The 14,165-nt window shown below is 38.5% G+C and carries 16 protein-coding genes and 1 pseudogene; 12 read left to right on the plus strand and 5 right to left on the minus strand.

All coding sequences use genetic code 11. The annotated features are described in order from the left end of the window. The first annotated feature begins 240 nt into the window (after nucleotides 1-240). The 3 genes from FB379_RS17340 (at nucleotide 241) to FB379_RS19065 (ending at nucleotide 1,794) form a co-directional block, all read left to right on the plus strand. On the plus strand, nucleotides 241-975 hold the full coding sequence (locus tag FB379_RS17340) for a hypothetical protein (RefSeq protein ID WP_144598510.1): 735 nt from the start codon (nucleotides 241-243) through the stop codon (nucleotides 973-975). 232 nt (nucleotides 976-1,207) lie between these two features. Continuing rightward, the gene (locus FB379_RS19060; RefSeq protein WP_277874816.1) at nucleotides 1,208-1,624 is read left to right on the plus strand and encodes a JAB domain-containing protein; all 417 of its coding nucleotides are present in this window, start codon (nucleotides 1,208-1,210) and stop codon (nucleotides 1,622-1,624) included. Between the two features lie 23 nt (nucleotides 1,625-1,647). After that, the gene (locus FB379_RS19065) at nucleotides 1,648-1,794 is read left to right on the plus strand and encodes a JAB domain-containing protein (RefSeq protein WP_277874817.1); all 147 of its coding nucleotides are present in this window, start codon (nucleotides 1,648-1,650) and stop codon (nucleotides 1,792-1,794) included. A 483-nt stretch (nucleotides 1,795-2,277) separates the two neighbouring features. Here the strand turns inward: FB379_RS19065 and treR are convergent, their stop codons facing one another. The 4 genes from treR to FB379_RS17370 form a co-directional block, all read right to left on the minus strand. Further along, the gene (gene treR / locus FB379_RS17355; protein ID WP_144598512.1) at nucleotides 2,278-3,024 is read right to left on the minus strand and encodes a trehalose operon repressor; all 747 of its coding nucleotides are present in this window, start codon (nucleotides 3,022-3,024) and stop codon (nucleotides 2,278-2,280) included. Nucleotides 3,025-3,047: 23 nt separating this feature from the next. Beyond that, nucleotides 3,048-4,733 (minus strand): alpha,alpha-phosphotrehalase, encoded by a 1,686-nt coding sequence (gene treC, locus FB379_RS17360; RefSeq protein ID WP_063386459.1) that lies wholly within the window; start codon nucleotides 4,731-4,733, stop codon nucleotides 3,048-3,050. 116 nt (nucleotides 4,734-4,849) lie between these two features. Next, on the minus strand, nucleotides 4,850-6,265 hold the full coding sequence (gene treP, locus FB379_RS17365; RefSeq protein WP_144598513.1) for a PTS system trehalose-specific EIIBC component: 1,416 nt from the start codon (nucleotides 6,263-6,265) through the stop codon (nucleotides 4,850-4,852). 35 nt (nucleotides 6,266-6,300) lie between these two features. Continuing rightward, entirely contained in the window at nucleotides 6,301-6,786 is a 486-nt protein-coding gene (locus tag FB379_RS17370; RefSeq protein ID WP_063386461.1) for a PTS sugar transporter subunit IIA, read from the minus strand. 657 nt (nucleotides 6,787-7,443) lie between these two features. Between FB379_RS17370 and FB379_RS18595 the strand changes: the two genes are divergently transcribed. Together FB379_RS18595 and FB379_RS17380 are read left to right on the plus strand one after the other, a co-directional pair. Next, nucleotides 7,444-8,808: a hypothetical protein gene (locus FB379_RS18595; RefSeq protein WP_199757357.1), complete on the plus strand. Its 1,365-nt coding sequence runs from the start codon at nucleotides 7,444-7,446 to the stop codon at nucleotides 8,806-8,808. 12 nt (nucleotides 8,809-8,820) lie between these two features. Next, nucleotides 8,821-9,354, plus strand: a complete 534-nt coding sequence (locus FB379_RS17380; RefSeq protein WP_066249858.1) for a hypothetical protein — start codon at nucleotides 8,821-8,823, stop codon at nucleotides 9,352-9,354. A 178-nt stretch (nucleotides 9,355-9,532) separates the two neighbouring features. Here FB379_RS17380 and FB379_RS17385 read toward each other — a convergent pair. Next, nucleotides 9,533-10,694 (minus strand): annotated as a pseudogene (locus FB379_RS17385) (IS3 family transposase). 256 nt (nucleotides 10,695-10,950) lie between these two features. Between FB379_RS17385 and FB379_RS18870 the strand changes: the two are divergent. From FB379_RS18870 to FB379_RS17420, 7 genes are all read left to right on the plus strand, one after another. After that, the gene (locus tag FB379_RS18870; RefSeq protein WP_082829537.1) at nucleotides 10,951-11,301 is read left to right on the plus strand and encodes a hypothetical protein; all 351 of its coding nucleotides are present in this window, start codon (nucleotides 10,951-10,953) and stop codon (nucleotides 11,299-11,301) included. Between the two features lie 30 nt (nucleotides 11,302-11,331). Then, nucleotides 11,332-11,625, plus strand: coding sequence for a hypothetical protein (locus FB379_RS17395; protein ID WP_066249852.1), 294 nt, complete (start codon nucleotides 11,332-11,334; stop codon nucleotides 11,623-11,625). Between the two features lie 325 nt (nucleotides 11,626-11,950). Further along, complete coding sequence (locus tag FB379_RS17400) at nucleotides 11,951-12,388, plus strand: hypothetical protein (protein ID WP_232515500.1); 438 nt, start codon at nucleotides 11,951-11,953, stop codon at nucleotides 12,386-12,388. 7 nt (nucleotides 12,389-12,395) lie between these two features. After that, on the plus strand, nucleotides 12,396-12,677 hold the full coding sequence (locus FB379_RS17405; protein WP_094245393.1) for a hypothetical protein: 282 nt from the start codon (nucleotides 12,396-12,398) through the stop codon (nucleotides 12,675-12,677). An 84-nt stretch (nucleotides 12,678-12,761) separates the two neighbouring features. Beyond that, nucleotides 12,762-13,223: an Imm30 family immunity protein gene (locus FB379_RS17410; RefSeq protein WP_011886783.1), complete on the plus strand. Its 462-nt coding sequence runs from the start codon at nucleotides 12,762-12,764 to the stop codon at nucleotides 13,221-13,223. 263 nt (nucleotides 13,224-13,486) lie between these two features. Then, entirely contained in the window at nucleotides 13,487-13,777 is a 291-nt protein-coding gene (locus FB379_RS17415) for a transposase (RefSeq protein ID WP_063388766.1), read from the plus strand. A gap of 47 nt (nucleotides 13,778-13,824) precedes the next feature. Beyond that, the coding region (locus FB379_RS17420) for an IS3 family transposase (protein ID WP_144598514.1) at nucleotides 13,825-14,165 on the plus strand (341 nt) is incomplete at its 3' end.

Raw genomic sequence — 14,165 nt, forward strand, 5'->3', positions numbered from 1 at the left:
CCCACAAAGGCAACCACCCAAGATATGCGATTGTCAAGGAGCGTATCGGACTGGAAATTCGATAAAAAAACTTTCTGAAACTTAGTATACGAGGATTGCTCCTTGTGAAAAATAGCGAATCCCATGGTCGAGTATTGAAGCTTACTTTAAAAGGCTACCATACATTTTCTCAATTTCTTGGGAGGTGATTCAGCTAACATTCAACTTTTTTGTCATTCAGATGCAAAGGAGGAAGTAGAAGTGACAAATAATGATCTTCTTCGCAAAGAAGATGGTTCCAATGAATTAAAAGTAGATCCTGTTAACCACCATAGCTGCATCGTACCAAAGCTTGCTATATCGCTATCAGAAGCTGAAGAAAGAATGAAGGCATTAAATGATTTTGTAACTCAGATGATGCAGGAAGGCGTGGATTATGGACGAGTTGAAGGATATTCAAAGCCAACCTTACTAAAGCCGGGTGCTGAAAAGCTTTGTGATGCCTTTGGCTTCTCAAAACAAGTAGACGTCATTCGGCGTATCAAAGAATGGGAGAAGGGTTTTTTCACTTATGAAGTAAAAGTCACGTTGATTAACAAGCAAACAGGAATGATGGAAGCTGAAGGTATCGGATCATGCAATAGTAAAGAAAAAAGCTTTGTACATCAAGATCCTTATACACTCGTCAATACATTCCTTAAAATGGCGAAGAAACGAGCGTTGATCGATGCTGTTTTAAGCGCAACAAGAGCCAGTGGGATCTTCACACAAGATATCGAGGACTTAGCAGAAGCTCAAATAAAACATAATAATGAGCCTGCTACACCGAAACAGCGCGAGATGATTTATCGATTAGTTGCTGAAATGAACATGCATCCGAATACCGTTAAAGAATTGATGATGCAAATGTACCAAGTAGATCACAGCACAAAGCTAACGAAACAACAAGCATCATCATTTATTCAAGACCTGCTGTTATTGAAATCAAAACATTGAAAGGTGGTGATATGGTTTGAGGGTTACAAATAGCAATATACCGTGACTTGCTCTTTGGATAAAACAAAATCCAAAGGGCTTTTTTAATGCAGAAAAAAAGATGAGCCCCACCAACGAACTCATCTACACAAATATTAGTCACTTTCATTTTAGTAAACTACGTCATCATTTGCAATTTGGAGAGACGATCGTATCTCCTTTTTTAATTCTAGTGAAAACGGAGGAATTAACCATGACAAATCAATTCGATAAATTAAGATTTAAATCATTGTTAGCAACTACAATACGTGAAAAAGAAGACAGCTATGTTGTTAATGAAATTTTTAACCGATTCCCATCTATTCAAGATCTACTTGAAGTAACAGAAGAAGAGCTACTTTTAATCAAAGGGATCGGCAAAGTTAAATCGAAGCAAATCATTGCAGCATTACAGCTCGCTCGGATGAATCCCACACCTATTGAGAATCGCTTTACAATCCGCTCTCCACAAGATGCGTACGAATATCTAAAAGATATGCAGTATCACACACAAGAGCATTTCGTCGTAGTTGGGCTTAATACGAAGAATGAAGTAATGTTTAGAGAAACAGTATTTGTAGGTTCATTGAATTCATCGATCGTTCATCCGCATGAACGTTTAAATATTTAATTCGCCGAAGTTGTGCGTGTGGCATCGTCGCGCATAACCACCCTTCCGGTAATCCGCAACCAAGCCGTGAAGATCTAGAAGTAACAAAACGACTTGGTGATGTTGGAAAAATCATCGGCATCGAGATTCTCGATCACATCATTGTCGGACAAGGACAATACATTCCTTAAAGCTTCAGAATGCCCAAAATAGAACAAAAAGTGGGGTACAACTTGACTTATTCATCAAAGCTGAAAAACGGTGCTACAGTAAAAGCGGGCTATTCTAACCAAGGAATCGGGTTCATGTCTCCTTTTTTGTTTCGATGTAAATTTATGTTAGTGATTTTGCTCATCTACAGTTATAATATTAAACCCATTTTTAATGCATGGGGTAACAAAATAAGCATTTTTCTTATGATGAGGAGATAATTCCAAAATTTATAGAGTTTTGCGGTGATCGTTTAAATCAAGAAGCGAACTCAGTTCTTTTACTTTATAACTTTTAATATAATGGAAATATCAATAAAAAACATCAGTTTAGATTTCTAGGAGCCGTGCAATATAAGTAATTATAAACACCTTGAATGAGTGTTCGACACTCTTTCAAGGTCAGCTTGTCAACCAAGTCTACAAGCTGAGTGGAGAAAAACAACTCGTTTTTCTCCACTGGCTTCATTTTAAGGACTTATCGGACATCCCCGGGTGATGAGTACGCCGCGCAAAATCAACAAACCGAAATTTATCGAGCCGATGTCTCGATTCGGTATACTGAAACAAGCTCGCATCTTCTAAGTAGACAAAATTTTTCACCACTACTACATGCTCGTAGCCGTTTAAATCCATATATTTTTGATCCTCAGCTGTCACTCGGTCGACAAACATTTCTTTTTTCGCAAAGCTAATGCGAAGCTTTAATTCATTTTCGACATATTCATAAATCGAATTTTCACAAATGCCGCGCGTCAATGTTGGAACGAATTTTTGGCAAAGAAAGTCCTTGTCTAAAATAATTTTCTCTTCTTCTATTTCCCTAGCACGAATCACTTTCCAAACTTTTTCCTTATTTTCGGTTTCCAATTGTCTTTTAATATATTCATCAGGCTCGATCAATTCCAGTTCATGTACGATCGTTCTTGCCGGCTTGTTCATTTTTTGCGCCAATTCTTTAAAGCTGACAAGTCCAGAGACAGGAAAATCATATTTTCCTACATCTAACACAATCGAACCTTTTCCTTTTATTTTTTGAATATAGCCATGCTCTGATAAAAGATTGAGCGCTTTGCGAATCGTCTCACGCGATGTTTGATACCGCTGGGACAATTCATTTTCAGAAGGCAGCTTTTCGTTCGGCTGAAAAATGCCTTTGCGAATATGAAGCAAAAGGTCGTTGTAAATCGCCATAAATTTATTTTCCTTCATAGTCATCACCGAATTGTATAGTATCATTTTGTTAAATGATACACAATCGCTTCATATGGACGCAACATGATTTCTTGTACATGTTCAGAAGAGTCATTATAGTTGGAAAGCAGGATACGGCTTGTATATCCGTTTATATCAAGCTCATTCGGCAAAACAAATTTTGTTTGGCCGCCAAAAAAGTTAGCCACTACTAGAAGCTTTTCACCATCTCCATTGCGCACATAAGCAAAAATTTGCGGATGATCCTCTAACAATAGCTGATAGTTTCCTGTTGTAATAATGTCATAGTTCTTTCGCAATTCAATCAAACGTTTGTAATGGTAAAAAATCGATGTTGGATCCTCTAATGCTTTTTTCACATTAATCTCTTTAAAATTCGGCGCGACATGAATCCAAGGAGTCCCAGTTGTGAATCCGGCATGCGGACTGTCGTCCCATTGCATAGGTGTCCGTGAATTATCGCGCGATTTACATTTTAAAATTTCAAGCACCTCTGCTTCTGTTTTTCCTTGCTCAAGCAAAATTTTATACATATTTAATGTTTCCACATCTCGGTATTCTTCAATTCGCTCAAACTTCGGGTTGGTCATGCCAATTTCTTCACCTTGGTAAATATATGGTGTTCCTTGCATCATATGAATAACTGTTGCCAGCATCTTCGCCGATTCTTTATGATATGCTCCATCATTGCCATAGCGCGACACAATTCTCGGCTGGTCATGGTTGCACCAGAAGAGCGCATTCCAGCCTCCGCCTTTATTCATCTCCACTTGCCAAGTAGATAAAATTCGTTTTAGAGCCAGAAAATCGAATGGAGCTGCCACCCATTTTTCACCATTTGGGTAGTCTACCTTTAAATGGTGGAAGTTAAACGTCATATTCAATTCGTTCCGTGCTGGATTAGTATATTGAATGCAATGGTCAATGGTGGTCGATGACATCTCACCGACTGTCATAATATCATATTTAGAAAATACTTCCCTATTCATTTCCTGCAAAAACTCATGGATGCGCGGACCGTCTGTATAAAATCGGCGGCCGTCACCCAATGGCAGGGATTCGTCATCATCGAGAAAACGTTGATCTTTCGAAATCAAATTAATGACATCTAAGCGAAAGCCATCAATTCCCTTTTGAAACCAAAAATGCATCATTTCATAAATCGTTTTGCGCAGCTCTTCATTTTCCCAATTTAAGTCGGCCTGAGTTACATCAAACAAGTGCAGATAATATTGTCCCGTTTGCTCATCATACTCCCAAGCCGATCCGCCAAATTTGGATTTCCAGTTTGTTGGGGCACTGCCGTCTGGTTTAGGATCCTTCCAAATATAAAAATGGCGGTAGCGGTTTTCTTTTGACGAACGCGCCTGCTGAAACCACTCATGATCGGTCGAGGTATGGTTTACGACCATGTCCATTATCACTTTGATACCGCGCCGATGGGCTTCAGCAAGCAAACGCTCGAAATCCTCCATTGTTCCATAATCTTGATGAATGCTAAAATAATCACTAATATCATAGCCGTTATCTCGCTGCGGCGAAGCATAAATAGGCGTCAGCCAAATGACGTCAATCCCTAATGTCTTTAAATAGTCTAATTTCTCGATAATCCCTTGCAAATCTCCTATTCCATTTCCCGTCGTGTCTTTAAAGCTTTTCGGATAAATTTGATAAACAACGGCTTTTTTCCACCATGGTTGCTTCAATGAATATCACCTCGTTTATAATTTTGAGACTATCGGGAAAAACGATACCATTGGCGGTCATTCACCAATGGTATGAATCTTTGATTATTCATTTTATTATTTAGAACACAGTTCTATTAATTATGATCTTTGCGAATTTTTCCTAACACAAATGTTAGAGCAAACGGCAGCACAATCGCGATCGCCATTCCAATGAAAAACGGCGCCCATTTTTGCTGAACGATTGATAAAAACCCAGGAAGACCGCCAACACCAATAGAAAATGCGATCACTTTATTGAGCGTAATGAACATTCCGCCAATTGCTGCTCCTATCATCGCAGAAATAAATGGATAACGGTAGCGTAAATTCACTCCAAACATGGCCGGTTCCGTGATACCCAAATAAGCTGAAACGGCAGATGTGAATGACAGCCCTTTCAGTTTTTCATCTTTTGCTAAAAACATCATGGCTAACGCCGCCGAACCTTGAGCGATATTAGAAAGAACGAGAATCGGCCATAAAAATGTTCCGCCAGTGTTGGTGATCAGCTGCAAATCAACCGGCAAGAACGTATGATGCATCCCCGTGACAACAAGAGGGGCATATATCGCTCCATATAGAAGCCCGCCAATTGCTGGAACATTATGAAACACTGAAACAAATACACTTGTAATCCCGTTGCCGATTGCAAATGTAATCGGTCCGATCGCAATAAACGCTAAAAAACCGGTAAATAGCAGCGAAAGCGGAGCGACTAACAGCAACTGAAACGCATCGGGAATTCGTTTACGCCAAAACAGCTCTGTTTTCGCCAGCACGTACGATGCCACTAACACAGGCAATACTTGACCCTGATATCCTACCTTTTGAACATCCAATCCGAACAAATTCCATACAGGAATGTTTCCTTCTTCTTTCGCTGCTCCCCAGCCCCATGCGTTTAACAAATCTGGGTGAACAAGCATTAAGCCTAGCACAATACCAAGCAATGGACTGCCGCCGAATTTCGTTACCGCTGACCAACCGATTAAACCTGGCAGAAAGACGAACGCCGTATTGGCAATTAAGTTAATAATGCTGGCAAGATCGGCCCACTCTTTATGCACTTCCACAAATGATTTGCCTTCATAAAAAATATTTTGGCCTGTCAGGATATTATTAATTCCCATCAACAAACCTGCTGTCACAATCGCCGGCAAAATCGGAATAAAAATATCAGCTAATGTTTTAATCGCACGCTGAAGCGGGTTTAGCTTCGCTTCCGCTGCATCTTTAATCTCTTGCTTTGTCGCGCGGTCAATCCCCGTCAACTCCACCATTTCGTTGTACACTTTATCAACAAGCCCTTGTCCAATCACGACTTGAAATTGACCGTTTGCCGAAAAGGAGCCTTTGACGAGATCAATGCTTTCCAAAGCCTCTTTATTTACTTTTCCCTCATCCTTTAATGCAAATCTTAACCGGGTAACACAATGTGTTGCCGCTACAATATTCTCTTTTCCTCCAACAGACTCAACAATCTTTTCAACTGATTGTTTGCTGATATTCATGATGATCCCCCCCGTAATCGTTTACAAAACAAGTGTTATTTTGCTACGACAACCATAAATGAATCCGTTCCTGCCTGCACGCTTTCGAGCGACTTCTTTTCGAGTGATTGAACGGCATCCATATTGGTGATGACAATCGGTGTGATCGTGCTCGCTGCTTTTTCTTTGATCAATGCAAGATCGAATGTCAGTAAACTGTCGCCCGCCTTGACTTTGTCACCGACCTTCACATGTCCAACAAATCCTTCACCGTTCATCATAACGGTGTCTAAACCGATGTGGATCAATAGCTCCAGTCCCGTCTCAGAACGAATACCAATCGCATGCTTCGTATGGAAAAATTGAATAACTTCCCCATTGACCGGCGAAACGACAATTCCGTCTGCAGGATCAATAGCCACTCCATCCCCCATGAGCTTTTGGGAAAATGCTGGATCAGGAACTTGTTCGATCTCGACTATTTTTCCGGTTAAAGGTGCTAAGAGCGTTTCCTCTTTTTTTCGAAACCATTTTTTTAACATTGTGAACTCTCCTTTTAACCGCTTTCAAAACTTGTATATACAAGATGCTTTTATTTTAACCTGTATATACAAGTTCGTCAATAAAAAAGTTGCCCGTATACATCGTCACCACTGAAAAAGTACTTTATTTAATAAAAGAGTTCCTAATTTTGAACTTCCCCCTGTCAAGTTTACAGTGGAAATAATAAAAATTGCTTTATACGGCTTTGGTCCTATATTCCATAAAGGGCATTTTTATTCGATACAATATAATCGGTCTCTATTACCTAAATAAGAAAATAATCTAGAAACCTCTTGGTAGTTTTTTCTTAAAATTCCCCTTTTTCATTTCTATTTACTAAAAATTCCTTTATCTGTCTTATAATGAAACAAAAAGCTTTTCCACTTGATGGAAGCCATTTCGTTTCAATCGGAGGCATGGATACAGTGAATGTCAACTATATACCTTCAGAATGGGAAAGGACCAAGAAAGGCATCGGCAACCTGATCGGCGTCGGTGCATGGGGAAAAGGCATGATCGACAATTTAAAAGATATCAGCGATCTTTTGGAAGACGCCCAGTCAGACATCGCCAAATATGACAGCGACGGTGTCATCTCTTTCACCCATACCGATCGCAAAAGCCAATATCAAAGCTTATATGAGGATTTTCTTGTCATGCACCGCTTTAGCGGCCGCATCGGAGATATTGTCGACCGCACCATCGATGAGCCGTTTTATCAAGATATCGATGCTTTTGTCGAAGCGATGCGCGACTTATCGATATCAGAGATCAAGACGAAAAACCGCATCGGCGCAAAAGAAACAATCGTTGTTCCAGGAACTTATGGCTCACAGGAGACGATCGAAGTGCCGAAAGCCGAGGTCGGACTGGAAGATCTGTTCAGCGGCAGCAACTACTATGCCAGGCTAATGGAACGGGAATACGCCTCATGGAAAGAACTGAACACCCGCCAAGACTTTTCGAAAAAAGAATATATACAGACGACATTGAATTCCCATGCTTTTCAGTATGAATCGATCAAAGACGGACAGTTGAATAAAGAATTCTGGGGACAAATTACGGCGCTTGCCGTGATTGTCGGCGCTTCATTCATTTGTCCGCCGGCAGGGATGGCATTGGGTGTGGCTTATGGTACACTGGAATTAAGTTCGACCGTTACCGGAAAAGACTGGATTTCAGGGAGGAAACTGGGAACAGGCGAAAGAGTATTCCGCGGTGCCCTCGCCCCATTGGATATCGTCCCTGGCATCAGCGCGCTTTCGAAATTCAGCAGTGCCGCCCGGTTCGCACCTCTTCTAGAAGCAATGGATCCCAAGCTATTTACAAGCTTGAAAGCTGGATTGCACCAGAAATCACAACGTGCCTGCGACCTGGTTGTCCATGCGGAAAACAGCATATTGGCCCGCATCAGGAGTGCCAAGGCATGGACGAAAGAAATGACGCAGCATTTAAAAACCGGCGCAGCAAACGGTGCGTTGCAAGTCGGTCGGTTCGTAGACAACGCCGCAACAAACTTAAGACACCTCCTGCCAAGCCGGCAAATGGGATTGGCCATAGAAGGGGTTGGGAATGTTAAGGTTCCGCCCGAAAACACCAAAGGATTGGAGAATAAAGTTCGAGCTTATCTAAGTGAGAAGACGGGGGTAAATTTAGGCGGAAGTAAAGCAGGCAACGATGGCGTTGAACTTGGCACTAAGGGTACGGGTAAAACTGTTAAGCTACCAAGCCAAGGGACGGTGGATGCAGGCGTTCCGGGAGCACCAAAAGTAGATGCTGGTAAGCAAGGAAAGCATGTTTTAGGTCATCCTAATAGTATGCCTGGTAAGAAAACTCAATGGCCAGAAGGAGAAGATGGAGTTAAATTGACTCAAGAAGCATGGGTAAAGGGAACTGTAGTTAAGCCAGATGGTAGTGTTAAAATTTATGACTTTCACAAACCAATTGGGGTGAATGGAGAAACTAGAGTAAAAGTTCATATGGATAAAAAAGGAAACATCCATGGTTACCCAGTAAAATAACGGAGGTATATCATGAAACAAAATGTATTAAATACAATTGAACAATTATATCACCATGGTGATTTTGGATATGTTTTATTGAATTATGTCGATACTAATGTTTGGGCTAATAAAATCACTCATGAAATAAAAGGAATAAACGTTGAGAATTTAACAGATTTTAATTATTCAAAATGTTTCACATTATATATTATGCCTTCGATCCATCCTAAGATAAAAATTGGTACGGATGAATTTAGAGCATATATCAGAGAACACACTTATTTAAACGGATTATTGGTTTATATTTCGGCAATTGCTCCATTCGCAGCAATAAAATATGTTAGGTATGAATATGTTGATGGAGAGATTGAAATGCAAGAACAATACCAGCCATTCGATGAAGAAACAGAACGAATCGGCAAAGATATTTTGAAATTATTAGAGAATGAGGGGATAGAAGTTCTTGAAAAAAGCTTATTAGAAATAGAAGTACCTAATATTTCGTTAGAACTTAGAGAGGAAAAGGTAACAGTATTTCATTGCCTATTTGAAGATAGTTATTAAAAAGAAATTATACTTGGATTGGCATTAAGCAAGAGACTTTAATGGTTGTAGATTATTTGAACAACGAAGACAATGAGAGCATTAGTTTTGGAGTTTTTAAAAGATAAAGTAAATTTTAAACTCTATGTGGTGTTATGTCAAGAAAACGGACACGTTAAACAGAGAGAAATAGCTGAATTTAGGCAGCTACTTTTCTCTGGTTAGCGTAATATGCAGCTTCAAATTCACATGGCGATACATAGCCAAGGGCTGAATGACTTCTTTTGCGGTTGTAGAAGCATTCGATGTACTCAAAAATGGCTTGTTTCGCTTCTTTTCGCGTACGGAATCGATTCAGATAAATGCACTCTTTCTTGATGAGGCTATGAAATGACTCTATACAAGCGTTATCGTAACAGTTCCCACGTCTCGACATGCTCACTTGAAAATGATGTTCCTGTAAAAGTCGCTGATAGTCATTCGAAGCATACTGGCTTCCACGATCCGAATGATGAATCACTCGTCCCGTTGGTTTTTCGCTGTTTAGAGCCCGTTGTAACGCTTTGATGACTAACTCTTTCGTCATTCGTGTATCGATATACCATCCTACAATCTTACGAGTATATAAATCCATGATACTCGCTAAATACAACCAGCCTTCGTCGGTAGGAATGTACGTAATATCTGCCATCCATATTTCATTAGGAGCCGTTGCTTGGAAGTTCTGTTTCAATAGATTGGCATATACGTTGTAAGGATGGTTACTGTTCGTAGTGGCTTTGAATTTACGGACGGTAATGGATCTCAAGCCTTCTTCGCTCATGATGCGAGCGACATTCTTTTGAGAAACACGAATCCCTTGTTTGCGTAGTTCTTGCGTAATTTTTGGGCTTCCGTAAATCTTACGGGACTTTAGATACTCATTTCGAATTTGTTGAGTGAGTTGTTCTTTTCGTTCTTTCTGTTTACTTTTCACACGCTTGAGCCAGTCGTAATACCCACTTCTTGAAACACCGAAAACTTGGCACATCTTCACAACAAGAAATTCATTATGGTGTTGAAAAATGAAGGCGTAAATTACTTCTGGTGAAGATGCCTAACGCCTTTTTTAGGATCGCTAATTCCTCCTCCAACTCTTGATTGCGACGGCGTAACTCGATGATTTCTTGATTTTGTGGCTTGATGTTGCCTGAACCTACAAAGCTTGTTCCATTGCTTTCTTTGTATTCTTTGACCCAACGATGAAGAGTGTTGTAAGCCAAACCTAGTTCTTTTGCCACTTGGGCGATGGACTTGTCCCCCTCCAAGCATAACTCAACAGCTTGAATCTTGTATTCTTGATCAAATGTTCTCTTTTTCATGATTGAACACCTCGAACCTATTGTAATTAAGTTTATTATAATCTCCCTGTTCTCCGTGTCCAATTTTTAGACTAACATCACGCTTATATCATGCCTGAACGGAAAGTCAGTTGATATAATGGGTGATGGTTAGTGAAACTGCCGCCCATTTATAAAGTACATTTTTATAATTTCCTAAGGGTACTGGTAAAAAACAGTTGAAAAAGGAAAAGATTACTCAACTCGTATTGACAATCAGGTAGAGGAAATTGAAAAAATGCCTTTACCTTCGAGTATTGCTACTACATTTAAAGATTCAAATTATAGAACAGTGATTACAAAAGAGAATGTTACAGTCTATAGAGTATTTGGCGGGCATGCAGATGCAGGCGGAACATTTGCTACAACTTCTCCGGCTGTAAATAGGATACAAACTAAAATTGACTTAGCTTTACTCCCAGAATGGAAAAATACGAGGAACTATGAAGCCGTAATTGAAGTTCCAAAAGGAACTATATTGAATATTGGCAGAGCTGAAAAACAAATTACTAAAACCGGTAGTATTCTAAAAGGGGATGCTGACCAAATTTCCTTTAAATTATTCTTTAGAATGGATAAAGGAAATTAGGCCAATACCTTCAAAATAGGAGGTTTTGTTATGCAAAACGAAGAAATGGATAATATTAAAATTCAAATACAAAAGGTTATGGATTTAGTTTATGAAAAAAAAAGTCAGAGGGAACATAAATTTTTAGATACATTAATAGATAAGTTGAAAGAATTATCAGAAACTGTAAATACCAATAGCAATATTGATGAATTAAGGAAAGATTCTAAGCTAAAAGGAGCCTTGAGAGCGTATTTTGATACCAACTTAGTTGAGAGTTACGATGAACCACTAGTAATTGAGTTAGATAAATTAGAAGTAATGTTGCAACAGAAGACGAATTAAAGTGTTTTTTTATTTAATATCTACACGGAACATATTTATTCCAAAGAATTTAATGGGGGGAAGGACCAGGAATTTTAAAAATATGTTTCCTCTAAATTTAATATTGGGTAGTATAAACAAAAAATTTACTAAGTATTTAAAAATTATTATCTTCGTATAGTTATGACATCAAAAAATAGACAGTTCAAAATGCATATACAGCTAAAGATGACTCCAGTACAGTTGGGGTCATTTTTTACATAATGAACCGTTGAAGGAGAAATAGAGAAGCCAAATTAAAAACAATAATAAGGGTACTGGTAAACTTTATAGAGGAGATAGTTTATTGCATTCACCTAAAAGATCTAATGGAATTGGTAAGCCATTTATATCAGATTCAGGTAATTTAGTTCCTGCAAATAGTAAAGGTATATACAAAAATCGACAAGTTACTGTTATAGAGCATATTTTAGGAGGTTACAGAAGGGGAGCAAAATCAAATAGCCCTTATATTAGTTTCACTGGTAATAAAGGTATTATTGGAAATTATGGGGATTACTTAATAGAATTAGATATTTCTTCTTTGAGAAAAGCGATTAGATCAGGAGAAGTTAAAAATGTAGCCATTTTATCCCCAAAACAGATTCGAAAATTAATTGAGAGAGATAGCTCTTCTTCTGATTTTTGGAAAAATAGAGCGTTAACTTGGACTACAAGAGACAATGAATATTTGATCAGAGGAGAGATACCTAGCAAATTCATAAAAATTTCTCCTAAGGAGTGAGTATATTATGTTTTTATATTTCCAAGATGAATGTCTAGGCGAAATACAAGATATCAACACTGAAGGCATGTGGATGTATGGTAAACTTATACCTAATCAAAATATAGTAAAGTTTAAAGAGTTTTTTAAGGCTCTGATGGATGAAGAAAACGATTTTAAAGAGAGTGAATATAATGAAGAATGGCTAAAGGATGAAAATTGGTTTATTGTGAATGATCATCAATATAAAAGAGGAATTTATTTGCCGGCTGTGTATGAAGACTGGGAAATAAATTGGAGATGGAGGTAACTGATTTAGAACAAAAACCTTGATTGGCTACAAGCCTTTCAAGTTTTTTCTAATTTAAATCTAACAGCTAAGGAGGGAATATTTTTGGATATTAAGTCGGAAATAAAAAAGGTATACGATAACCGTCTGCTTAAGACAGAAAAACAAGTGGAAGAATTTGAGCAAGCTTTAAAAAATATATATGAATATGGTGAGGTTTCAATTATTAAAGATTTAATTTTAGCTTTTGATGATAATACTGAACACCATGAGGTAATGTTTAACTTGGTGCATACTATTGAGCATTTATATAAGAATAAAATAGAGGAAGGGTTAAAACTAATTGCTACTTCTGTGCCAACGGTTATAAGTTATGGGAGGGAATGGATAGAAATTTTACATTACAGAATATTAAATCACCCCCATGTACGTACAATTTATGCAAAAGTTTTGGAGAATATCGACATCAAAACAAGAAATATTATTAAAGATTTGTTAGGAGATATAAAGAAAGAAGATCCAGAATTGTTTGGTGAGTCAGTAGATGAGGTATTAGATAATATTTAAGAACAATTATGAAAACCTTGATTGGCTTTATGCCTTTCAAGTTTTTTTATTTTAAAACTAACAGATGTATCAAATAATAAAGTGCAATTACGAGAAAATTTATATATCGTTTTTACCAACATTTTAATTCAGACTTCATAATGGTTCCGCCTACTATGAGTTTGGCTGCAATGCATGGTAAAGTGATAACGCCACTAATGATGTTAGACTAAAAAGTAGACACAGATTATTATAGTAATAATAGAGAAAAATGAGGTGTCTACATGACAAAAAAACAAAGGCGGTACGAGGAAGACTTTAAGCGTCAAACTGTTCGTTATATTTTGGAGGAAGCGAAATCCGTTGCACAAGTGGCTCGTGAGCTCAAAATTAACGAAAATACTCTTCACGGCTGGATGAAAAAATATAAGCAAGAACCTGAAATAACAGAAACCCAAACGTTTCGATCCGAAGACCACGAAGTTCGTGAACTGAAGAAACGTATTCGGGATCTGGAGGAGGAAAACTCCATCTTAAAAAAGGCGATGCACTTCTTCGCGAAAGACCATCGGTAAAAGATTCATTTATCCATGAGCATCGCTTCGATTACCGATTGGAGAAGATGTGCGAAGTATTGAAAGTTTCTCGAAGCGGTTATTATAAATGGCGTGATCGTCCCAAAAGTGCTAGACAAGAGCGTCGAGAAGAATTGACGCAGGAAGTGCGTCGTGTGTATATCGAATCTCGCCAACTGTATGGGAGTCCCAAGGTTGCCAAAAAGCTTAATCATGAAGGCATTAAGGTTTCACAGAAGACGGTTTCCCGCATAATGAACAAAGAGGGAATGAAGTCTCGTACCGTGAAAAAGCATAAGGCTACCACTAACTCAAAACATAACCATCCGGTCCACGAAAATGTCTTAAACCAACATTTTACTGTTACGAAACCAAATGAAGTATGGGT

Origin of the sequence: Aeribacillus composti (genome assembly GCF_007827555.1) — a bacterium.
Lineage (GTDB): Bacteria > Bacillota > Bacilli > Bacillales > Aeribacillaceae > Aeribacillus > Aeribacillus composti.

What these genes read in the sequence shown, in the direction of transcription:
- FB379_RS19060 (WP_277874816.1), top strand. Translation starts at nt 1,208, where the DNA reads ATGACAAATCAATTCGATAAATTAAGATTTAAATCATTGTTAGCAACT.
- treR (WP_144598512.1), bottom strand. Translation starts at nt 3,024, where the DNA reads ATGAAGGAAAATAAATTTATGGCGATTTACAACGACCTTTTGCTTCAT.
- treP (WP_144598513.1), bottom strand. Translation starts at nt 6,265, where the DNA reads ATGAATATCAGCAAACAATCAGTTGAAAAGATTGTTGAGTCTGTTGGA.
- FB379_RS17370 (WP_063386461.1), bottom strand. Translation starts at nt 6,786, where the DNA reads ATGTTAAAAAAATGGTTTCGAAAAAAAGAGGAAACGCTCTTAGCACCT.
- FB379_RS18595 (WP_199757357.1), top strand. Translation starts at nt 7,444, where the DNA reads ATGCACCGCTTTAGCGGCCGCATCGGAGATATTGTCGACCGCACCATC.
- FB379_RS17380 (WP_066249858.1), top strand. Translation starts at nt 8,821, where the DNA reads ATGAAACAAAATGTATTAAATACAATTGAACAATTATATCACCATGGT.
- FB379_RS18870 (WP_082829537.1), top strand. Translation starts at nt 10,951, where the DNA reads ATGCCTTTACCTTCGAGTATTGCTACTACATTTAAAGATTCAAATTAT.
- FB379_RS17395 (WP_066249852.1), top strand. Translation starts at nt 11,332, where the DNA reads ATGCAAAACGAAGAAATGGATAATATTAAAATTCAAATACAAAAGGTT.
- FB379_RS17405 (WP_094245393.1), top strand. Translation starts at nt 12,396, where the DNA reads ATGTTTTTATATTTCCAAGATGAATGTCTAGGCGAAATACAAGATATC.
- FB379_RS17415 (WP_063388766.1), top strand. Translation starts at nt 13,487, where the DNA reads ATGACAAAAAAACAAAGGCGGTACGAGGAAGACTTTAAGCGTCAAACT.